General features: G+C 59.5%; 21 protein-coding genes. 15 read left to right on the forward strand and 6 right to left on the reverse strand.

Annotated elements, in window-relative coordinates; genetic code table 11:
* The first annotated feature begins 138 nt into the window (after positions 1-138).
* Entirely contained in the window at positions 139-288 is a 150-nt protein-coding gene (locus FJ949_RS30800; protein WP_224646878.1) for a BA14K family protein, read from the forward strand.
* Positions 289-345: 57 nt separating this feature from the next.
* Positions 346-906, forward strand: coding sequence for a hypothetical protein (locus FJ949_RS30805; protein WP_224646844.1), 561 nt, complete (start codon positions 346-348; stop codon positions 904-906).
* A 29-nt stretch (positions 907-935) separates the two neighbouring features.
* On the opposite strand, the gene FJ949_RS31015 is transcribed toward FJ949_RS30805, so the two are convergent.
* Positions 936-1,064 carry a hypothetical protein gene (locus tag FJ949_RS31015; RefSeq protein WP_263496558.1) on the reverse strand — a complete coding sequence of 43 codons (129 nt, stop codon included), beginning with the start codon at positions 1,062-1,064 and terminating at the stop codon, positions 936-938.
* Between the two features lie 648 nt (positions 1,065-1,712).
* Between FJ949_RS31015 and FJ949_RS22875 the strand changes: the two genes are divergently transcribed.
* The 3 genes from FJ949_RS22875 (at position 1,713) to FJ949_RS22885 (ending at position 3,624) form a co-directional block, all read left to right on the forward strand.
* A complete protein-coding gene (locus FJ949_RS22875) occupies positions 1,713-2,258 on the forward strand; it encodes a DUF308 domain-containing protein (RefSeq protein ID WP_181167676.1) in 546 nt (181 codons plus the stop codon).
* 415 nt (positions 2,259-2,673) lie between these two features.
* Complete coding sequence (locus FJ949_RS22880; protein ID WP_140499392.1) at positions 2,674-3,195, forward strand: DUF1269 domain-containing protein; 522 nt, start codon at positions 2,674-2,676, stop codon at positions 3,193-3,195.
* Positions 3,196-3,279: 84 nt separating this feature from the next.
* Positions 3,280-3,624, forward strand: a complete 345-nt coding sequence (locus FJ949_RS22885) for a hypothetical protein (protein WP_140499394.1) — start codon at positions 3,280-3,282, stop codon at positions 3,622-3,624.
* A 31-nt stretch (positions 3,625-3,655) separates the two neighbouring features.
* Here FJ949_RS22885 and FJ949_RS22890 read toward each other — a convergent pair whose 3' ends face one another.
* From FJ949_RS22890 to FJ949_RS22905, 4 genes are all read right to left on the reverse strand, one after another.
* Positions 3,656-4,684, reverse strand: a complete 1,029-nt coding sequence (locus tag FJ949_RS22890; protein ID WP_140499465.1) for an AI-2E family transporter — start codon at positions 4,682-4,684, stop codon at positions 3,656-3,658.
* Between the two features lie 147 nt (positions 4,685-4,831).
* Positions 4,832-5,146 carry a YMGG-like glycine zipper-containing protein gene (locus tag FJ949_RS31095; RefSeq protein ID WP_348640446.1) on the reverse strand — a complete coding sequence of 105 codons (315 nt, stop codon included), beginning with the start codon at positions 5,144-5,146 and terminating at the stop codon, positions 4,832-4,834.
* A 199-nt stretch (positions 5,147-5,345) separates the two neighbouring features.
* Positions 5,346-6,590, reverse strand: coding sequence for an arginine deiminase (gene arcA / locus FJ949_RS22900; RefSeq protein WP_140499398.1), 1,245 nt, complete (start codon positions 6,588-6,590; stop codon positions 5,346-5,348).
* An 18-nt stretch (positions 6,591-6,608) separates the two neighbouring features.
* Positions 6,609-8,042, reverse strand: coding sequence for a basic amino acid/polyamine antiporter (locus FJ949_RS22905; protein WP_140499399.1), 1,434 nt, complete (start codon positions 8,040-8,042; stop codon positions 6,609-6,611).
* 265 nt (positions 8,043-8,307) lie between these two features.
* Between FJ949_RS22905 and FJ949_RS22910 the strand changes: the two genes are divergently transcribed.
* Positions 8,308-9,738: a basic amino acid/polyamine antiporter gene (locus tag FJ949_RS22910; RefSeq protein WP_140499401.1), complete on the forward strand. Its 1,431-nt coding sequence runs from the start codon at positions 8,308-8,310 to the stop codon at positions 9,736-9,738.
* Here the strand turns inward: FJ949_RS22910 and FJ949_RS22915 are convergent.
* Positions 9,735-10,790, reverse strand: a complete 1,056-nt coding sequence (locus FJ949_RS22915) for a helix-turn-helix domain-containing protein (protein ID WP_140499403.1) — start codon at positions 10,788-10,790, stop codon at positions 9,735-9,737. The two genes, FJ949_RS22910 and FJ949_RS22915, sit on opposite strands and share 4 nt — an antisense overlap.
* Before the next feature lie 471 nt (positions 10,791-11,261).
* Here FJ949_RS22915 and FJ949_RS22920 point away from each other — a divergent pair, with 471 nt between their 5' ends.
* From FJ949_RS22920 to FJ949_RS22960, 9 genes are all read left to right on the forward strand, one after another.
* Entirely contained in the window at positions 11,262-12,455 is a 1,194-nt protein-coding gene (locus FJ949_RS22920) for a succinylglutamate desuccinylase/aspartoacylase family protein (RefSeq protein ID WP_140499467.1), read from the forward strand.
* A gap of 79 nt (positions 12,456-12,534) precedes the next feature.
* Positions 12,535-13,977 carry an amidohydrolase family protein gene (locus FJ949_RS22925; protein WP_140499405.1) on the forward strand — a complete coding sequence of 481 codons (1,443 nt, stop codon included), beginning with the start codon at positions 12,535-12,537 and terminating at the stop codon, positions 13,975-13,977.
* A gap of 266 nt (positions 13,978-14,243) precedes the next feature.
* Positions 14,244-14,825 carry an HdeD family acid-resistance protein gene (locus tag FJ949_RS22930; protein ID WP_140499407.1) on the forward strand — a complete coding sequence of 194 codons (582 nt, stop codon included), beginning with the start codon at positions 14,244-14,246 and terminating at the stop codon, positions 14,823-14,825.
* Positions 14,826-14,843: 18 nt separating this feature from the next.
* Positions 14,844-15,974, forward strand: a complete 1,131-nt coding sequence (locus FJ949_RS22935) for an efflux RND transporter periplasmic adaptor subunit (protein WP_224646870.1) — start codon at positions 14,844-14,846, stop codon at positions 15,972-15,974.
* Positions 15,971-19,132, forward strand: a complete 3,162-nt coding sequence (locus FJ949_RS22940; protein ID WP_140499411.1) for an efflux RND transporter permease subunit — start codon at positions 15,971-15,973, stop codon at positions 19,130-19,132. The genes FJ949_RS22935 and FJ949_RS22940 overlap by 4 nt, the downstream gene beginning before the upstream one ends.
* Before the next feature lie 334 nt (positions 19,133-19,466).
* Positions 19,467-20,078, forward strand: coding sequence for an META domain-containing protein (locus FJ949_RS22945; protein WP_181168607.1), 612 nt, complete (start codon positions 19,467-19,469; stop codon positions 20,076-20,078).
* An 18-nt stretch (positions 20,079-20,096) separates the two neighbouring features.
* Positions 20,097-21,278, forward strand: a complete 1,182-nt coding sequence (locus FJ949_RS22950; RefSeq protein ID WP_140499415.1) for an alpha/beta fold hydrolase — start codon at positions 20,097-20,099, stop codon at positions 21,276-21,278.
* 38 nt (positions 21,279-21,316) lie between these two features.
* On the forward strand, positions 21,317-22,024 hold the full coding sequence (locus FJ949_RS22955; RefSeq protein ID WP_181172138.1) for an MgtC/SapB family protein: 708 nt from the start codon (positions 21,317-21,319) through the stop codon (positions 22,022-22,024).
* A 62-nt stretch (positions 22,025-22,086) separates the two neighbouring features.
* Positions 22,087-22,287, forward strand: a complete 201-nt coding sequence (locus FJ949_RS22960; RefSeq protein ID WP_140499417.1) for a hypothetical protein — start codon at positions 22,087-22,089, stop codon at positions 22,285-22,287.
* Positions 22,288-22,309: the final 22 nt, after the last annotated feature.

Here is a 22,309-nt window from a genome sequence, read left to right on the forward strand (position 1 = left end):
CCGGGACATGGAGTACGGCCACCGCACCACAGGCCGCCCCATTATCGGCCCTCGCGTCCGCCACGCCATCACCGGCATTCGAGGAACAATAGCGGCGCCGTCGCCGCGGGTCTCATTGGCGGAATGCTGCTCGGCGGGATGGCGATCTCGACTGCCCGCCAGCACAATCACAGCGCTTGGAACAACCATGTGAACTGGTGCTCGCAGCGGTACCGCTCCTACCGGGTCTCGGACAATAGCTGGCAGCCCTACAATGGCCCACGCCGGCAGTGCATCTCGCCCTTCTGAGTGCGCTCTGGGCTCGCTGGTGCTAGGAAGCCTACTGGGATTTGTTGAAACGGCTGAATGCAAGCTTGGACGGGAGCAAAAGCGAGCCTGGCAAAGGCCGGCGGGGCCATTGGCGTGAGCCAGCGGAAGTATCCCGCCTGTTCAAAGAGCATCTCCGCGAAGGCGTTTGCCGATCAATTGATACATGTCCGGCGTTCTGGTCGATGCGACGAATCTCGGTCCGAAAGTCGCAGGTCCGCAGGGAAGACATGGTTCTCTGTTTTCATCCACGTCGATGCGCCAGTTGGGAGGACTATTGTGCTAAAAAATCTATCGATCGCGGCAATCAGCGCCATCATGATTGTAAGCTTCAAGCATTCCGCGTTTGGCACGTCGATCGGCGTGGGCAATCCCTACCCGGTCAGTCACTACGAGTGCCAGGACGGCACGCGTCTGGCAGTGCGTCTCCTCGGGGATCGCGCTTCTGTATCCGTCAACGACGCGGCCGAGGTCGATCTGCCCTCCAAGGGACCGGAAGGAACGAAGTATTCGAACGGTCAGTGGACGCTGACCATCATACAGGGACGCCTGTCCTGGGGTGTTGGCCGAGCTGTGCCATCTCTATGCGCCGGCGGTTGAGCCTCCCACCTCAGGAAAACTGATGAAGACTATTCAGTTCGGTCGCGCATTTCATCGCAGCTTTCGAGATCCAGATACGCGTCGGCTCCTCGTGCATTGCAGTGTTTCTGGACGCCTGGTGCCTCGGCGCGGCCGGCGGCAGGAACAATGGCACCCATGGCAATCTCCATCCGTCAAACCAGCGGTTAATGCATGTCGCCCAGAAGTGCGCAGCGGTTCTGGGACAACGATATGCATCAAAACAAAGACTTAAAGCGAGTCGCCTGAATCTGTTTCGACGCGACACGCTTTAATCCCAAGAGATGCGCTTCGACAATAATACCGAAAACGCACGCGCTCTGACGGCAGTGCATAAAATGCAAAGAATCCAGAAACTAGGCATTGTGTCTCCAAATATCCGAGCCACCATGCAGAATTATTGACAACGTGTTCGCATGCGCGTGATGTCGGCTTAATTCACCAAAGAGGACGAAAGATATGCGGAGATATGCACTAGCTGCCCTGTTAAGTGCCGCACTCGGCTTTGGTATTCCTCTTGCCGCTGTGTCCCCAGCGGGAGCTGTGACCGTAAATATAAATATCGGATCAAACCTTAACAACGGCCGCGCGATTACTTGCGCTCAAGGCCAGCGATTGATTCAGAGCAGAGGCTTCAGGGACGTGCGTCGCGTGGACTGCCGGGGACGCAATTTTGTTTATCACGCGCGTCGCATTGGCGGCAGCACTTTCGAAATAGTGCTGAATGCCCGTACTGGCCGCGTGGTGGATTTCCACCGCATTCGTAGATGACTCAGAGAGGCAAGGGAATGACGCAGTTGTCCGAGACCCAGCAACCCAGACGATCTGCGTGGACGAACTCGGCGATCGGAATCGTCTTTATCCTGGCAGGGATCTTCGTGTTGGGCGATCTGGCGCTGGCCACGACCATCAGCGCACTTGTCCTGGGAATTGCGATCGTATGCGCCGGCTTTGTCGAGATCGCCCTCGCCATCTGGGCCGGCGGGTGGCGTGGTTTTCTCTGGCAGACGATGCTCGGCATCCTGTACGTCGTTTTTGGCTGCCTGCTCATCAGCTTGCCGGTGCTGGGATCTATCATCCTCACATGGGTGCTCGGTGTCGTGCTCGTGATATCTGGGCTCGGAAGAATGTCTTTGAGCCTGCGCTACCTGTCCACCGACCGATGGATGATGCTTGTTTCCGGCCTGTTCGGTCTCGCGGCTGGCTTCTTGATACTCATCGGATGGCCATCGACCGGGGTTTGGGTGATTGGGGCGTTCATGGGTATCGACCTAGTTCTTCACGGCCTGGGCTGGCTCGTTACAGGCTTTCGGCCAACGGATACGACCCGATGATCCAACCATTTTCACCGTGACCGTTACCCGCTTTGCGGCATTGGCTCCTGTCCTGCCGCGACGGTTCCCAAGCGCGGCAAGCTTTTTGCGTAGGGTTTCATTTTGTCCTGGACGTCGCGAACGGCCCGTCGATGCGCACGATGCCGCATGATCGGGATCAGCCACCCCTCGAGACCAGCAGCGCGCCTCTGATCACATAGGAGAAGTTCGGGCGGCTCCGGACGAGAATTCGTCGCGACAAAGCCGAGCGCAACGGACGAAGCGGCCGACAACCAATGTCGAGACCGCAGGCTTGCCAGTCGGACAGGCAAGCAAAATGAGACGTGCTGCACACTATTCGGATTTCCGGCTCAATCTTTCACCTTCTAGGATGTGTATTACGTGCCCTTGGAAAGTCTTAGCCTAGGAGGGTCCCATGTCCGATCTGATCGTCATCGTCTATCCAAACGAGGCCAAGGCTGAAGAGGTACGTCAACGGCTCATAGGACTTCAAAAGGAATACGTTATTAAACTTGGCGACGCGGTTATTGCCACCAAGACCGAGGCGGGTGCGATAAAGCTCAATCAACTTGTGAATACGACGGCGGCAGGCGCTGTATCCGGTAGCTTCTGGGGCTTGCTTATCGGTGTTCTCTTCCTGAATCCGCTGATCGGGCTTGCGGTCGGCGCCACCTCCGGAGCCCTTGGCGGCGCTTTGACGGACGTGGGCATCAACGATGCGTTCATGCGCGATCTGTCAGCCAGCATCCAGCCTGGGGACGCTGCCCTATTCGTGCTCGCGCACGAGATGACAGCGGACAAGGTGCTCAAGGAGATCCAGGCCTTTGGCGGTGTGGTGCTTAAGACGTCGCTGGATGAGACGAAGGAGCAGGTTCTGCGCGATGCGCTTCAACGCGCTTCGGCGATGGCCGGCCAAGGCGCGGCCGCGACCGCCTGACGCGGTCACGGAACATCCCGGAATCGGAACTCTGCTGGTCGGCAAGAGCGATGGATGGCCGGATAGCAAGTGGGCGATGCAAGCATGTCCGGCCTTGAGACAGCGGCCCTGCTTTTGATTGAAGCCATCTGCGGCGCGGGCGGAGCTTTCGCTACGACCTGGTTTTGGCGCATGGCTGCGCTGGGTTGGAAATCTGTCGCGGCGGCTGGCGTCGTGGGAGGACTGACCCTGACAGGGCTGGCCGGTCGGATTCCCGCCTTGGCAAACTTCCTCGGCAACGTCGAAAATGCTGTCGATGCCACCGCTCGTGGTGTCGGCACCCTCACGCCCGGCGTGCTGATTGGCGTCGGCATTGCCGGCCTTCTTGGCGGCATCCTGTCGGTTTGTATCATCGGCCTCGTCCGGGGCGCGGGATCCGGACGTCGCTAGGGGCCCGGCCAATCGAATTTCCTGGCGGCAATCACGCGTTCCGCCGATCGGCGGACCCAAGCAACTGAGCGATCCAAAGGGTCGCCGGCGATTGCGAGCAAAAAGTAACCAGCGCGATGGTGATGGGCACACCTATGAACGCGCCGAACACACCCCAAAGAAACGACCAGAAGAAGACCGAAAACAGCACCACAAAAGGCGACATCGCCAACACGTAACCGGCAACCCGCGGTTCTATGTAGCTGCCGATGACGAACTGAATGATGTTGAGGCCGGCAAAAATCGAGACGGCGGCCTGTGGCGATCCGAACTGCGCGAGCGCGTAAAGCGTCGGCAAGAATGTCGCGACGAACGGCCCGATAAACGGAATATAGTTCAAGGTGAAGGCGATAACGCCCCACTCGGCGGCAAACCGCAGTCCGAAAGCCGCCGAAAGCGCGCACACCATCGAACCGGTCGCAAGGCTCATCAATGTCCGAACCAGCATGTAACGTCGCCATTTCGATGCTGTCTGACTGCTGCCATTGATCAGTGCGGCCGCCGCCTGAGCGCTCAGCGCTACACGAGCATTGCGAGCCGCCGCTTCAGCGTCGAGAAGACCCAGAAGCACGTAAACGACGACAACGATCCAGAACGAGATCACGGTATTCAGCCTTGCGGTCACGCCCTGAGCTATCCGCACGAACCAGCCGACATTGAAATGCTCGGCCCAGGCGCCGGCCATCACGACACCGTGCCCTTCCAACCACTCGGCGAGTTGACTATAGAGTCCTTGAAAGCGGGCGCTGTCGGCGAGGACCGATCGGCCAATGCGGCCAAAACCCCAACTGGCGATCGATGCAAAGGCGAAGAATGCCAGGACGACGACACAGACGACTATCGCCAGTGCGATCAGCTTTGGAAGAAGCCGCTGCAGGTTGCGCTGCAATGGCCACACCAGCGCGATGAGGAAAAGAGCGCACACGACTGGCGCGAAAATTGAGGCAGCGGCCTGCAGCGCCCATATGACGGCGATAACCGCCAGAATATACGTAGGCGCAAAGAGCGTTCGCTTTGCCATGGTATGGTCTGTTCCCGGCCGGCTGGATGGCGTTACAGACAACTCCGAAATTGGTCCGGAAGCTTGCTCAGCGCCCAGACCAATGTTCATCGATATCGCTTTACCAGCTCGATTCGTGCTGAATAAAGCTGATCTTACGCATCGCGCCTAGCACCGTTTTGTGATGGGTCGACCCTGACGATCGCGAACCGTGTGACCCCAGCGATCACGAACCCAGCATTCGCGATGATGCGCGCGCGGTGCCGTCGCAGCGCCGACCACAGCCCCTGTGCCGCCACCGACCGCCGCGCCTACAAGGGCACCTCGACTGCCGTTTGCAAGGCCGCCGATGACCGCACCCGTTCCGGCTCCTGCCAACGCTGTGCCTGCTGTTCGCTGTTCCGTGGCAGTACAACCCGCGGCCATCAGAGCCAAAGCAGAAACGAATATAATACTTCTCATGGTTTCATCTCCTGGGTACATTTACATCCACTCGCCAACAACGAGCATTCCGTCCAAACAATGTGCCGATGGTTCCTAAACGATTGGGAGCGACTCCAACGCTCTATGAGCAATTCTGGGGTAGACGGTCTTTATGTGCTGGAGGCCGTCCGACAGGCATGGCCTTCAGACTATTTGGGGGGCCGACCGGCCGCCTGTACCGAGCCTGGCCGGATTGCTATCAATAGTCGACCGCATCACGAATGATGGGACATGTCATGCAATGACCCCCGCCTCGGCCACGGCCGAGCTCCGCGCCTGAGATAGTGATGACTTCTATGCCTTCCTTGCGCAGCAGCGTATTTGTGTACGTGTTGCGATCGTAGGCAAAGACGACACCAGGCGAGGCGCAAACCAAGTTGGCGCCGCTGTCCCACTGGGTGCGCTCGCGCATGTAGTCGTTGCCGCCGGTTTCAACGACGCGCATCTTCTTGAGACCAAGCGAGTCACGCACCGTCTCAATGAAACTGCCTTTGTCCTTGTGGAGTTCGACGCCCCCCTTGCCGTCAGGGCGATAGGAGAATGCGTCAATGCCGTTGACGATGTCCGGATACATCAGCACGCAGTCGCGATCGGCAAACGTGAATACCGTGTCGAGATGCATCGCCGCGCGCAGCTTAGGCATTGCGGCGACGATCACACGTTCGGCAGCTCCTTTCTCAAACAGGGCCGCCGCCACTTGGCTGATAGCCTGGCGCGAAGTGCGCTCGCTCATGCCGATAAGCACATTGCCCTTGCCGATAGGCATGACGTCCCCACCCTCGAATGTGGCAAGCCCCCAATCCCTGGTCGGGTCACCCCACCAGACATTGACCTTGCCGGCGAAGTCCGGGTGGAACTTGTATATCGACGTGGTGAGGATGGTCTCCTCGTGGCGCGCAGGCCAATAAAGGGCGTTCAGCGTCACGCCGCCATAGATCCAGCAGGTGGTGTCCCGGGTGTAGAGCGTGTTGGGCAAAGGCGGCAGCAGATATTCGTTGACGCCGGCCGCGTCACGGATCAGCGCCAGTTGTTCGCCGCCGATGCTTTCCGGGAATTCGAAGGTCGACAGCCCGCCGATCAGTGTTTCAGCGAGGTCGCGATTAGAGAGGCCGTCGAGATAGGAGCGGACCTCGTCGATGAGGCCGAGGCCGACCTGGTTCGGTACGATCTGCTGGTCGAGGATCCACTTCTTGGCTTCCGGAATGGCGACCGTCTCGGCGAGCAGATTGTGCATCTCGACCACCTCGACGCCCCTGTCGCGCATCTTGGTCATGAAGTCGAAATGATCGCGCTTGGCATTGTCTACCCAGAGCACGTCGTCGAAGAGGAGTGCGTCACAATTGCTGGGTGTCAGCCGCTGGTGGGCGCGGCCGGGAGCGCACACCATGACCTTGCGCAACTGACCAACCTCTGAATGAACGCCGAATGAAGTATTGTTTGTCATGACCTTCCTTCTTTCTGTTCAAGGTGCGATGGCGCCCGTCAGCAGCCCGTAGGCTCCGATCAGGCCAGCGATGAGCGTGACGGCGAACACGAAGAGTTCGGCGAGCGTGAACAGCTGCAATTTCTGCTCGCGCCGCGCCCAGACGTAGAGGATAGTTCCGGGCGCGAAGAGGACGGCAACAAGCAGCACGTATTTGAGCCCGGCGGCGACGAACATGAAGACCGTGTAAATCGCCGCGATCCAGGCGAAGATCTGGTCGCGGCCGCGCTGATCCGGCGTCTTTTCGTAGCCAACGCCGCTACGAGCGAGCAGGATGCCGTAGCCGGCCACGAGCAGGTAGGGCAGCAACGCGGTGACGCTCGTCATGTCGAGCATGAAGTTGAACGCGTCCCGCGACCAGTAGGTGGAGATCACGAAGAGCGATACGACGATGTTGGTGAGCCAGAGTGCGTTAGCGGGAACCTTGTTGCCATTCTGCGCTGCGAAGAGCCTTGGCATGTCCTCCGACTTCGCCGCCGCGAACAGCACCTCGGCGCAGATTAGGGACCAGGCGAGATAGGCGCCGAGCACCGAGATCAGAACGCCGATCGAGATGAAGACCGCACCCCAGTGACCGACGACCGCTTCGAGAACGCCGGCCATCGACGGCTGCTGGACACCGGCGACAGCCGATTGCGGCAGAGCCGCGTAGGGCAGCAGCGTGACCGCTACCATCAGGCCTGTGACGCCGACGAAACCGAGAATCGTCGCCGTACCGACGTCGGAACGCACCTTGGCAAAGCGGGAATAGACGCTAGCGCCCTCGATGCCGAGGAAGACGAAGACCGTGATCAGCATTGTGTCGCGCACCTGGGCGATCAGGGACTTTGGCGGCATGTCCAAGCCGCCAAAGAAATTCTCGCGGAACTGCCCGAAATGGAAGAAGAAGATCAGGAGCAGGATGAAGACCAGGATCGGCACGATCTTGGCGATCGTCACGACAGTATTGATGAAGGTCGCCTGCTCGACGCCGCGCAGGATCATGAAGTGGAAAGCCCAGATGCCGATCAACGAGACGATGATGGCGATGGCGCTGCTGCCGTCCCCAAAGATCCCGGGAAAGAACCGCCCCAGCGTCGAGCCGATGAGCACCCAATAGAAGACGTTGCCTAGGCAACTACCGAGCCAGTAGCCGAAGGCGGACAGGAAGCCCATGTAGTTGCCGAAGCCGGCCTTGGCATAGGCGAAGACGCCTGAGTCGATGTCTGGCCTCTTCTCGGCCAACGCCTGGAACACCCGCGCCAGCATGTACATGCCGGTTCCCGCAATTGCCCAGGCAATGATTGCGCCGAACGGACCTGTCGCAGTCGCGAACCGGCCAGGCAGATTGAAGATGCCCGCGCCGACCATCGATCCCACCACCATGCTGGTCAGCGCAAACAGCGAAAGCTTCTGATTTTCGTTTGAAGTCATAAACCGCTCTCCTGGCTGCGCGAACCAGAGTTCGCGATCAGACGCCTCGCCGACACGTCTCGGTCCAGCAAGGTTAGGTCTGATCAGAAGCAGTAAATGCGAATGTCGGCAACCGGTTAAACGAGCCAAGGCAAAGGTTTTGGACGTCAGGTATACTAGTGGGATTTTATGCCAATCACGTGGGCGCTAGATTCGAGATAGGTTGCAGGCGTAACAATGAGGCCGCTGGACCGCCGTCCGCCAAGGAATTGTTGATCCAAATTCAATGAACTCGACCGTTCAGCAAAAATTCTCGATATGGACCCTGACGGCTATGGTCGTCGGTTCGATGGTCGGCGCGGGCATCTTCTCTTTGCCGCAGGCTTTTGGTCGCGAGACCGGGCCGTTCGGGGCCATGATCGCTTGGGCCATCGCTGGCGTCGGAATGCTGATGTTGGCCTTCGTCTTCCAGACCTTGTCGGTTCGCAAGCCGGACCTCGATGCGGGCGTGTATGCCTATGCCAAGGCTGGCTTTGGCAACTATCTCGGCTTCCTCTCGGCCCTCGGTTACTGGTCTGCCGCCGTTCTCGGCAACGTTTCCTATTTCGTGCTGATAAAGTCGACGCTGGGGCTTTTCTTTCCTGTGTTCGGCGATGGCAATACGATCACGGCGATCGTCATTTCCTCGATGCTTCTGTGGATCGTACATTCGCTGATCCTGCGGGGCGTCAAGGAAGCGGCGGCGATCAACACCATTGTCACTTACGCCAAGATCATTCCGATCTTTCTCTTTATCATCTTCGTTATCTACGGCTTCAGCGCCGATGTCTTCACGGCCAATTTCTGGGGCGGGGAAGAAGTCAGCGTTGGCAGCATCGCGAGCCAGGTTCGCGGGACCATGTTGGTGACCGTATTCGTCTTTGTCGGAATCGAAGGCGCGAGCGTCTATTCGCGTTACGCACGCAACCGCGGGGATGTCGGGGTCGCGACGCTCCTTGGTTTTCTCGGCGTGCTCTGTCTGCTTGTGCTGGTCACCATTCCCTCCTACGGGATCATGCTTCGTCCTGAACTGACAGCGCTGCGCAATCCCTCCATGGCCGGCGTATTGGAAGCGGTGGTCGGGCCATGGGGCGCCAAGTTCGTCAGCTTCGGCCTGCTGATCTCCGTTGCCGGTGCCTATCTGTCCTGGGTGCTGCTGGCCGCTGAAATCCTGTTCACCGCATCACATCACCAGACCATGCCGCGTTTTCTTGCGTATAGAAACAAGCATGGCGTGCCGTCGCGGGCGCTCTGGCTGACCAATACGGTCGTGCAGGTTTTTCTGGTCCTGACGCTCTTTGCTCAACAGGCCTTCAGGCTCGCTCTCGAGCTGACCAGTTCCATGATCCTCATCCCATATCTTCTTGTCGCCGCTTACGGGGTCAAGCTCGCATGGGGCGGCGAGAGCTACGAGAACGACCCCGTAGCGCGGCGTGTCGACTTCGCAAGGGCGGCGATAGCATTGATCTATACGGCCGGTCTCATCTACGCCGCCAGCGCCAAGCACCTGCTGCTCTCGGCCGTCATCTACGGACCGGGCACGATCCTCTTCGTCATGGCTCGGAAGGAGCGGGGGCAGAGGGTGTTTACTCCCGCCGAGATGGGGATGTTCGTCGTCGCCGCACTTGGCGCGGTCGCGGCAATCTACGGCATCCTTGCCGGCGCCATCGCAGTCTAGGGCCCAAAGCTGTTTCGCAGCAGAAGACCACTCAGCGTGTGCGCCCTGCTGTCAGGCTGGCTGATCTGCTGCGAGCTCGTGGCCTGGGCGCCTTGCCAGCCTTCCACGCGTGCCTCCTTTGGCGTAATGCCGAATTCCTTCCTGAACATCCGGCTATACGCCGATGGATCCGTGAAGCCCCAATCCCCGGCAATGGCGGAGATCGGGCGCCCATCCAAGCTGTCGGAAAGTATATCGCGTGTCTTGAGCAGGCGTTTGTGGCGAATATAATTCGAAACACCTCCGGCCGGTTCGAATATCCGGTAGAGGCGAGAGCGGGACACACCGAGTTCGCGGCAAAGCCTGTCGGATGCCAAGGACTGATCATTCAAACTTTGTGCAATGATTTTGGCAGCGCGCTCGGCGATCACGGCGTCGATCACACGCTTCGCCTCGGTGATGCGGTCATGTGATGGCGACACGCACGCAGCCAGCAGATTGGTGGTGGCAGTGGCAATGTGCGACACATCCACGGCCCTCAGATCGGAAAAGGAACGGTGCAGCAGAAGCATGTAGTCTGCCAGGAGTCTTTTCGACTCCTCACGTATTTCAATCCTGGACGATTGGATGAAAGGCAGGTCGCGTGGCAGGAAAACGGCAAGGAGGGCGTCGTTCTCCATCACGCATTCGTAGGGCTCTGCAAAAGATTGCAGGGTCGTTCTCACGACCTGCCAACTTCCAGGAAGCCTGCCCTTGGACAAGGGCAGGCTCAAATACCAATTGTCCACCGAAGGGTTTTTCAAATGCCGCCAGCGACAGCGGTAGCCACTGCCAGGCAATTCGAGGAACATGACAGCCAACGTTCCCAGATCCCACACTGTTTCATGTGCTGGAAATGAATGGCTCCGTTCTTGCATAAGTTCAGTGTCGGCAACGCCTTGATACCAGGTTCGAAACAGGTCGAATTGCTTAGCAGGTGGTGCCGTGGAGGTATCGATGTCGACGGCGCATTGCAGGGACTTCTCGGCACCTGCTCCTCCAGATAGCCCGGCGGCATGAACCATAGCATCCATAGCAACTATCCGTCTTTGTTGGTGCAACACGGGTTATTGCAAGAACATTAGTTCATTCTAATATATACAACTCCGGCAAGCAATGTTGAAGGTGGATGTAATACCCTGTCTACTACCAGCATAGAAGCATGTTAATCAATCGTTAACATGCCATCCGGCCCATTTGAGGTATCCACCAGGAATTCGCGAACTGGGCTTAATTGTACCCGACGGAAGTTGTGGAGGTGGCTGCGTGATATCCGAGGCTTATCACACCGGTTGTGGTGGCTCTCAACTCAGTATGCAAGGCATCCCAATCATAGACCACCAGTCCATTTTTCTTGTTGGAGGCTGTACTCCCTGAAATGTCTTGTGGGACTAATGCCCGGATACCACGCGCACAACGGGAATCGGTAAGGACGATCTAGCCGCCCTCGCAGGCGTCACCGCGAGATCTGCAGCATGATCCTCATCGGCAGGGACCACACAGCCATGGCGCATGAAACCAGCGAGGGCCTCGGACGTCGCGACTTCATGATCGCATCGGTCGCTACCATCGGCGCTGCCGCTGCGCTCATGGCCGGGCCGGCGCAGGCGCAAACGGGCTCGGCACCTGCAAACGCGTCTCCCGCAGGGACGTCGGGGACCGTCTATACCGGCGATGTCATCGACGGAAAGAAGGTCATCAGTTCGCTTGACATCTCGGATCTGGAACCAGGCAAGCACAGCTTTTATTTCCAGGGCGTACAGATGCCGACGGGCCAGCACTGGTACGTCTCGGTGATGGTCGCCAAGGGGGCAGCCCCAGGCAAACGACTGGGGCTGATGAGCGGCGTGCATGGCGATGAAATGAGCCCCATTCAAACCGTGCAATCCGTAATGCGTGAGCTCGATCCGGCCGCGATGTCGGGATCGGTGATGGCGGTACTCGACATTTCGCGCCCCGCAATGGAAGGCATGGAACGGAGATGGCCGAATTCGGGGCGCGGGATCGACCTGATCGACATCAATCGGTTGTTCCCTGGCAACGAGGACGCTCCCGACGCGCCGACGCGCCACGCCGGCCTGATATTCAACCGGCTTCTGCGGTCAAACCTCGACTACGGGATCGATTTTCATACAGCCGCCACGGGCATGGACGCGACGGCGTTCCACCTTGCACGCATGGATCTCCCCGAAGTGCGGGCGATGGCGGAACTCTATCCGGTCGATCAGATTTTCGACAACTTTGGCGAGCGAGGTCTTCTCGCCAATGCCCTCATCGATGCCGGCATTCCCGCCTTCACGCCCGAGATCGGCAAGCCGCGGATCTTCGATCACGACATGATCGCCCTGTTCGTCGAAGGAACGATGAACGTCATCAAGCACCACGGAATAATTTCAGGCCCTATCGGCAGAACCAGCAAGGATTCGAGCGTTTTCGTCGCGGACGGCATGTTTCCCGTCACCGCGACGCATGGCGGTTTCATCGAATTGTTGGTCGAACTCAATGAGACCGTTCGGCCCGGACAGAAAATTGCAGTCCAAAGGAACACCTTCGGGGAAATCGTCGCGGAATACTCCGTGCCTCTCGGCGGCGAAGTCGGCGCCAGGCGGACCGATGCAACAGCGGAATCGGGGACTCCGATCGTATTCCTCATCTTTGACAGCGCCAATCCTGTCGGCGGCGATGTGTTGGTCGAGTAACGGGACCTGAAATGACAAGAACCGCGACACGAAGCGCCGTCCGGCAGGTGTCAGTGTCGCTCAACCGAAAGCAAAAGACATGCTGCGGCTAGGCTCGAAGTACGGTCACCTCGTTCACAGTTCTGGTTGCGGTTGTCTCAATCCCGATCTTCAACGAGTCTCTCGTCGTCTGGAGGCCTTTTCCAGGCGTAGTTTTCTCTCCGGTTTCGGGGCTGCCGCCATCGCCGGGGTGCTGACAAAGCCGTCCTTCGCGCAGACGGCCGCGCCCCCTTCCAAGATCCTGTTTCGCGAAGTCCGGCTATTCGACGGCAAGTCGGGTACGGTGAAGGACGGAGCGCAAATCCTGGTGGAGGGCGGCAGGATTTCCGGAATCGATATGACGAACGCCCCTCCCCCGGAGGACGCCACCGTCATCAAATGCCGCAATGGCGTCCTCATGCCAGGGCTCATCGACGCGCATTGGCATGCGATCTTCGCGGCGGTCCCGGTCAACATCCTGCTTAACGGCGACCCGGGGATTATCTTCGCAGCGTCCACCGCCGAGGCGGATCGCACGCTCAGTCGCGGCTTCACCACCATACGCGATCTGGGAGGTCCCTCCTTCTCCTTCAAGCAGGCTATCGACACCGGGCTGATCCCTGGCCCGCGCATCTATCCCTCCGGCGCGATGATCACGACCTCCGGGGGCCACGCCGATCTTCGCCTGCCAAGCGAGATTCCGCGCGACGGCGGCAAGCTCAGCAAAGGTGAACTCCTGGGGGGAGCGGCCATCGTCGACGATATCGGCGACCTGAAGATGCGGATCCGGGAGCAGCTTCTCCAAGGCGCGTCACAGATAAAGTTGGTGGGCGGCGGTGGCGTATCATCGCCCCGCAGTCCGCTGGACATCGTCACCTTCAGCGAAGAAGAGCTGCGGGCAGGCGTCGAGGTGGCACAGGATTGGAGCACCTACGTTACCGTGCACGCCTATACGTCTCGCGCGATACGACGCGCGCTGGCAGCTGGGGTGCAGTCGATCGAGCACGCGCATCTGATGGACGAGGACACGGCGGCGATGATCGCCGAGAAGGGCACATGGCTAAGCACCCAGCCCTTCCTGACGGCGGAGGACACCGGCCCGCTGACGGGACCTAGCGCCGACCGCGCCCAGGAGCTTTTCTCAGGGACGCCGAGGATATATGCCTTTGCTCGCAAACATGGCATCAAGACGGCCTGGGGTTCCGACGTGCTGTTCTCGCCTGCGTTGGGTCCGCGCCAGAGCATGATGCTCACGCATTTGGCCAACTGGTACAAGAACGCCGAAGTCCTGCAGATGGCCACCTCCGGCAATGCCGAACTGCTCGCACTCTCCAATCTGCGCAACCCTTATCCGGGCAAGCTCGGCGTCATCGAAGAAGGAGCTTTCGCGGACCTCTTAGTCGTGGACGGCAACCCGCTCGACGACATCCGGCTGATCGAGGATCCAAATAAGAACTTCGTCGTCATCATGAAGGACGGCCGGCTTCACAAGAGCACCCTTTGAGAGTCAGCGGAAAACCGTATGCCGCCTTCACTTCCCAGCAATCAGTTAATCCGACACGGCCTCATGGTCCTGACGAAGCAAGGCCGCGAGAAAATCTCGACTAGGCAGTCGTCGTCATCGGGAAATCTCGCCGCGAGGCAACCAGACAGGCTCCTGACGCTCCGTCCGGCAGACTTCTTCCTGATACTTTCCATTGAGCGCTCTCGGCTCTCTTCTCTGCCCGCAGGGTGCGAGATCGATATTTAGAACCTGCATGGAACGGGGACATGCCAGAAAAATCGGATCACCCACCTGCAACGCCATATGAACGGGCCGAAATCGAGCAGGGCAAGTGGCGCAGGTTTCTGCTCTTTGGGCTCCTCCTGCTTGCGGGCGGCGTGTTTTCAGTCGCAGTTCCCAGCGTTTCCAATTTCGCATCCAACGTCGTGTTCGCCGTGGCCCTGATGGCAGTCGGCGTCATCAAGGTCATCCAATCGCTCTGGATCAAAAGTTGGGTGGGCTTCGTGTGGCAGGAACTGACCGGCTTCTTCGAGCTCATCGGCGGCATCATGATTTACTTCAATCCTATCAAAGCATCGGCCGCAATATCACTGTTCATAGCGTTTGTACTATTTGTCCACGGTGTTCTTCAATTAATCATCGCCGCTGAAGTCAGGAAAGTCGGCGGCTGGTATTGGTTCGCCGTTTCCGGAATCGTGGCCATATTCGCTGCTTTCTCCATACTGCTGAAGTGGCCGATCGTCAGAGAGATGCCGACTGGCTTGGTGGCCGGATTTTCCATGATGATTGCTGGACTGGCGTATCTCGTCATTGCGCTGAGCGTGCGCAGGACGAAGATTTTGTCTTGAGAGCAGGATCCGACGATGATGAAAAGCAATTTTGACTTTCGAGCCAGGGTCGTGGCGGCCGCATTGCTAGTCGGCGTGGCCGGCTTCGCGGGAGCGGCACGTGCGCAGACCGCGGCGACGGTGCCAGTGGTCGTGCAGAAGGTCCAGTCCGGTCCGGCAAACGCGCCGCTGACATACAACGCGCAGGTCGAGGCGATCGATGCGGCCGACATTCAGGCGCGCGCGTCCGGCCTGCTCAAGGAGATCAGGTTCTCGGAAGGCCAGCACGTGAAGGAGGGCGATCTGCTTTTCGAAATCGAGCCGGATCAACTGTCGGCGGCGGTGATGTCCGCACAGGCGCAAGTGGCCAGGACCGAAGCCACCCGCAACGCCGCGCGACAAAGCCTCTCACGCGCCAGGGACCTGCTCAGCCGCAGGACTATTGCTCAGGCCACGTTGGATGACGCGCAGGCTGCGTTCGATGTCGCCGCGGCGGATGTTCAAAGCGCCAATGCAGCCCTCAATACGGCCGAACTCAATCTTTCCTATGCTCAGATCAAGTCTCCCATCAATGGGACCATCGGCCGCTCCCTGGCGACGCGCGGTAATCTCGTGGGGCCCGGCTCCGGATCATTGGCGCGCATCGTCCAGCTCGATCCTATCCGCGTCGCATTCTCGATCGCTGACAGCACTTTGGTCGACATCAGGCAGAAACTCGCCGGGGGCCAGAAGATCGATGCGAACAAATTCCACCTGAGTCTGTCTCTCGCCAACGGCACACAATTTGCTTCACCGGGGCGGGTGCAGTTCATCGACAACGAGGTCAATCAGCAGACCGGTACCGTCGCCGTCCGCGCGCTGTTCCCCAACCCGGACCACATATTGGCGCCTGGCCAGTTCGTCCGGCTAACAATCGTCGACGAAGAAGCCAGGAAATTGCCGATGGTGCCGATGGCGTCCGTTCTTCAAGACCGCCAGGGCAAGTTCGTCTTCGTGCTCAACGACAACAATACCGTGACCAGGCAGGCGATCACGACCGGTGCGCGCATCGACAATCGCTGGGCGGCGACGAGCGGATTGGAAGGCGGCGAAACGATCGTCGTCGAGGGCCTGCAACGCGTTTCCGATGGTCAGCAGGTCACCCCCCGCGAAGCGGAGGGTACGCAATGATCTCGGACCTCTTCATCAGCCGCACCCGGCTCGCGATCGTCGTCTCGATCATCATTTCGATCGCCGGCGGGATCGCGGTGTTTTCCCTTCCCATACAGCAGTATCCGCAGATCACCCCTCCAACGGTGACGGTGTCGGCCTCCTATCCGGGAGCAAGCGCGGAAGTCATCGCCGACGTGGTGGGCGGCCCGCTGGAGACGGCCATCAATGGCGTGGACCACATGATGTACATGTCGTCCACCAGCTCCAATGCCGGCCAATACACGCTATCGGTGACCTTCGAGGTCGGAACCGATCCCGAGACAGCACAGATCAACGTGCAGAACCGCGCCCAGCTGGCGATCTCGCGCCTGCCGGCGGCGGTCGCGCAGCAAGGTGTCTCCGTGCGTGCCCGCTCGCCGGATTTTATCCTCGGCATCGCTTTCTATTCGCCGGACGACAGCCTCGATGCGCTGGCGATCACGAATTTCATCACCACGACCGTCGCCGACACGATATCGCGCGTGCGGGGCGTCGGCGAGGCCTCGGTCGCCGGGGCTTCGGAATACTCGATGAGGGTGTGGCTCAACCCGCAGCGCATGGACGCGCTTGGCCTGACGCCCGACGATGTCTCGGCCGCCATCCAGCGGCAAAACATCCAGGCGACGCTCGGACAGGCCGGCGCCCCCCCGCAGGCGCAGGGCTCGGAGCTGCAATACACTCTGGTCGCGCAGGGGCGGCTGAGAAGCGTCGAGGAATTCGGGGACATCGTCGTGCGCACGGGCTCGGCGGGGGCCAAGGTCTACCTGCGCGACATCGCGCGGCTCGAGCTTGGCGCACTAAGCTATGCTTCGAGCGCCAGCTTTGCCGGACACGCCTCGGCGATGATGCAGATCAACCAGTCGCCCGGCGCCAACGCCATCCAGACCGCGGCGTCGGTCCGCGCCGAACTGGAGCGCCTCTCGTCACGTTTTCCCAAAGGCATGCAGTATCACATCGTCTACGATGCGACCCGCTTCGTGAATGCCAGCATCTCGCTGACGGCCAGAACCCTGCTTGAAGCGTTCCTGATCGTTCTCGCAGTCACCTACGTCTTCCTGCAGGATTGGCGCGCCACGTTCATCTCGGCGCTTGCCATCCCGGTTTCCATGCTCGGCGCCTTGGCGGTGCTGTTTGCCGCCGGCTATTCGCTGAACATGATTTCTCTTTTGGCGCTGGTGCTGGCGATCGGCCTGGTGGTGGACGATGCCATCCTTGTCGTCGAGAACGTCAAGCATGTGCTGGAGGATACCCCTGACATCGCGGTCGCCGACGCCACGCGCAAGGCGATGCACCAGATCACCGGGCCGATCATTTCCACGACCTTGGTGCTGCTTGCCGTGGTGACGCCGACTGCGTTTCTCGGCGGCATAGGCGGCCAGCTCTACCGGCAGTTCGCCGTGACGCTGTCTTCGGCGCTGGTGATTTCCTCCTTTGTCGGATTGACCCTGAGCCCGGCGCTGGCCGCACTGCTTTTGCGGCGCGATGTGGGCCATTTCAAGCGTGGCCCGCTGGCCTGGTTCACGGCATTCATGAACAAGACGCGCGACGGCTATGGACGCCTCGTCGGGTTTCTGGTGCGGCATTGGTACGTGCAGGTGGCGGGATTGCTTGCCTGTTTTGCCGCCGCCTATCTGATCTTCACCGGGCTACCGTCGACTTTCCTGCCCGACGAGGACCAAGGCGCGCTGTTCGTCGACATCCAGTTGCCCAATGCCGCTTCGCTCGACCGCACGAAAGCCATCGTGGAGGACGTGCGCAAGATTCTGACCGACACCGGAGGCGTGCAAGACGTCATCACGGTTGCGGGGTTCAGCATCCTTCAGTCGACGAGTTCGCCGAGCGGCGCAATGGCGGTCGCGGCGCTGAAGCCCTGGGACGAGCGCAGGTCCAGCGAACTGCAGCTCGCCGGCATCCTGCAGGCGCTGCGGGTGAAGTTCTCCCAAATTCCGGGCGCGAACGTCGCCGTGTTCGCGCCGCCGGCGATTGCCGGCATCGGCTCGGTCGGTGGCCTGGACTTCCGCCTGCAAGCGCTTGAAGGACAGCCGCCACAAGAGATCGCGCAGGTCGTCGGCGCCCTGCTTGGCGCCTTCAATCATCTGCCGGAGCTCGGCGGGGCCGCCACCACCTTCAGCGCCAATGTCCCGCAGGTCTATGTCGACGTCGACAGAACGCGCGCCGAAGCGCTTGGGGTAAGCGTGTCGGACGTCTATTCCACCATCGGCGCGGCCTTCGGATCGCGCTACGTAAATGATTTTACGCTCAATGGCCGCGTGTTCCAGGTCAATCTGCAGGCCGATGCCGATTTCCGTGCCCATGCGGAAGACATCTTGAACCTGCATGTGCGTAGCCGGAACGGCACCATGGTGCCCTTGAACAATCTGGCGTCGTTGACGACGATCCTGTCGCCATTCGCCATCCAGCGTTACAATCTCTCGGTCGCCGCTCCCATAAACGCCATTACCGCACCTGGAAGCAGCAGCGGCGGCGCCATGGACGCGATGGAGAAGACAGTGGCCCAGCTGTTGCCGAATGGCTATGGCTTCGAGTGGTCGGGCCTGTCGTTTCAAGAGCGCCGCGGCAGTGGCCAGGAGGGGCTGGTCTTTGCGCTGGCGTTCCTCTTTGCCTATCTCTTCCTTGTCGCCCAATACGAGAGCTGGTCGCTTCCGTTGATCGTCATCCTTTCGCTCGGAGCGGCTCTCTTCGGCGCCATAGCGGCATTGAAGGTCTTCGGGATGCAGAACAGCCTCTACGTGCAGATCGCCATCGTGCTGCTGATCGGACTGGCGGCGAAGAATGCCATCCTGATCGTGGAATTCGCCAAGGAGCGGCGCGATGAGGGACTAAGCGTAATGGAGGCGGCGCGGATCGGGGCCGAGCAGCGCTTCCGGGCCGTCATGATGACCGCGGTTTCCTTCATCCTCGGGATCATTCCTCTTGTCGTGTCGACTGGCGCCGGCGCGGGCGCGCGGCGGGCTGTTGGCGTCACAATTTTCGGGGGCATGGCCGCGGCTACGACGATTGGCCTGTTGATCATCCCCTCCGTCTATTTTGTCGTCCAGAAAGCAACCGAGTATCTGTCGTCCCGGCGTCCGGGAGATCGTACGGAACGCCTCGACACGATCGAACCATCACATTGAGGTTCGTTCTCGCCAAAGGGCGGTCGAGATGGCCCGCGGCAACCATTTATGTTCTTGGAATCTCAATTCTTGGCTTTGCGTCCATTTCTTCGCCGAATGGACTCGTTCTCCGAACCGCGGCGATGGACTGACGGCCGGATGCAAGTACATTCGGCGCAATATTTGGCGAAGTTGCCCCCAGAGGCCGGTTTCCGGGCGGCCTTCGAGTTCAGTGACGCATCGTCTGGAGGCTGCAACCGTGAGTCCAGAGTCCTGCTCATCCTTGCCGTTGGCCGCTTCGCTCGCGGTGTTGTCGCTGTACGCCACCGCAACGAGCAATGCGGAGGCTGCCTCGTTGGCTGCACGCGGCAACGAACCCGGTTGGCAAATCAGCATCTCGGACACCGCGCTCAGCTTTAACGCCTTAGGGGGCGAGACCTTCACAGTTCAGCCGGCTCCGCGTCCCACAAGGCAAGGCGACGCCGACACCTATCTGGCGACGGTAGACGGCCGGCAACTCGCGCTGACCATCGCTGCCAAAATATGCGTCGATACCATGAGCGGAATGCCATACCCCCAAACCGCGACCGTCATCCTTGGCGACCGGAAATTTGGGGGCTGCGCCGGAGAGCCGGGCGACCTCCTTCACGGAGATTGGCTCGTGGACGAAATTCGAGAAGAAACCACGGTCTCCGATTCGAAACCCACCCTTGCCTTCGAGCCAGATGGACGCATCCATGGGAATGGCTCGTGCAATCGGTTCTTTGGCGGCTTCGCCTTGACCGGAGAAGCGCTGACGATCTCGGAAACCGGCTCGTCCAGGATGATCTGCGATCAGCCCCTCATGGATCAAGAGCGCAGTCTTCTGAAGGCACTCGGGTCCGTCCATCGTTTTGAAGCCCCACAGACAGGACGAGTGCAACTGTTGGACAAGGATGGCCAAACGCTGGTGAGTTTACGAAGATAAGCCGGCGCGGCCAGCAGCATGCAGAACCCCGCAGGACGATTTGTGTTGGTTATCTCGCTGGCGTTGCTGGTGCAAAGCTGCGCCGGTCCAAGAGCCGTGACGGGCCTTGCCTCGCCTGTACAAATTAGCAACGAAATGTCGGCTATTTCCTTCCTGATTGCCACCACGCGCACAAGGTTCCCCACCTCCGAACCGCCCTATTCGCGGGATCGTTCCCCGACGTTGAGTTTTTCGCAGTTGACTGTCGTCGTGCCGGCCACACACCGGCCGGGCGTCGTCGAGACGTCATCGACATCACCCGATCCGAAGCGCCATTTTTCCGCTCGTGATCTTGTCCGCTTCGAGAACAGAGCATCCTTCGCAGGTCGGTTGAACGGGATGCTGGCGAAGCGTCCGCCTTCGGAGCGCGAGGTGTTTATCTTCGTGCACGGCTACAACAACAATTTTGCCGAAGGCCTGTTTCGTAATGCCCAAGTCGTCCACGACTACCGCATCTCCTCGGTTCCGGTTCATTTCTCCTGGGCGTCGGCGGGATCTATCGGCGCCTATCTTTTCGATCGCGATAGCGCTCTCCAGGCGCGGGACGGCTTGGCCGAAACGATCGAAATCGCAGCTCGATCGAACGCTAGCGGTGTTTTCATCGTCGGCCATTCCATGGGCGCGTATGTCGTAATGGAGGCGCTTCGCACCCTTGTATTGCAAGGTAAGGCGGCGGTTACCTCAAGAATCCGCGGCGTCTTGCTTGCCGCGCCCGATATCGATCCAGATGTCTTCAGCAGCCAAGTCAGGGACATACCCCAACTGCCGCACCCCTTCACGATCGTTGTCTCTCGGCGAGATCGCGCCTTGAGCCTGTCGCGGCGCATTGCAGGTGGCCAGCCACGAGTCGGCAGTGGCTTCGATATCCCGCTCCTCCAGAAAAAGGACATTCAGGTTATCGACATTTCCGACGTGGACGGCGGCGGCCACAGCGGCTTTGCAACGTCGGAAACACTGATGAAGCTGTTGAGGTCCGGGCCCCTGCTGCGCCGTCTCATCGTGAACGAAGATATGCCGGTCGAAGACAAAGCCGAAGAGACCCGGCAGATCATCTTCGATAACGCCTCCCTCGTTCTCCATCTGCCGCTCACAATCCTGAAGCGGTCGGCATCCCGGCAATCCGTGTCCCAGCAGCCGGCGTCCGAGATCGGCGCCATGTGATGAAAGCCCCTGCATTTTGAATCAGACGGAATGAACATTTGGAAGCTGAAGTCGCGATAACTCAATCAATCCTGCTGAAGCTCGTGCTTGCGTTGCTGCTCGGCGCGCTGATCGGTGCGGAACGCCAGTACCGGCAACAATATACAGGACTTGTGACGCACGCGCTGGTCGCACTGGGCGCGGCGGCATACTCCTCGCTGCCGGGCGCTCTTGGCTCAGGTCTCGATCTTAGAATGGGGGCTCAGGTCGTAACCGGCATTGGCTTCCTTGGCGCCGGCCTGATCATCAGGGACGGTTCCAACATAAGAGGGTTGAGTACGTCCGCGACGATCTGGAGCACTGGCTCTGTCGGGGTCTTCGTAGGCTTTGGCTTTCTGCTGCTGGCCGCGGAAACCGCAATGCTCATTATTATACTCAATTCGCTTCTTCCTAATTTCTCAAGATTCTTTCGAAGGCACTCTCAGGAACAACCTGCCGTCGAATACACGTACACTATAGAGATCGTATGCTCACGAGATAATGTTTATTTGCTCAGATCGATTCTGCTTCAGACCATCAATACAAACCTCCTCCGCCTACGCTCCCTTAACAGCCATCCCATCAATGAGGGCGACGCCATGAGAATAGAAGCAACGTTGTTCAGCAACCGTGATGATGCGCAATCAGTCGAACGCGTCGTCGTTCACCTCGCGCTCGACTCGAATGTTCAGTCGGCTTCCTGGGAGCCGGAAGAAAAGACCGAATAGAGCGAAAGCCAGAAAGACCCTCGACACCACCTCGAAACGTCAAATTTTAAGGAGCTGCTACAATGGAAGGAAACACCAAGGCCTTGTTGGCAAACAAATTGATAGCTATCGGCCTCTTGCTCATAGGCTTTCTCATTTTTGCATCGGGCTATCGCTATGGCTCTCCATCGAGCATCATGGTTGGCTGTCTTCTCTTTGCTATCGGAATCATTCTTCTGATTATAAAGATCGCCCGCAGAAACAAGCCGGACTCGGTTGCTTGACTTATCGAGTTGGACGAAAGCG

This window comes from Mesorhizobium sp. B2-4-1 (assembly GCF_006442185.1).
GTDB lineage: Bacteria > Pseudomonadota > Alphaproteobacteria > Rhizobiales > Rhizobiaceae > Mesorhizobium.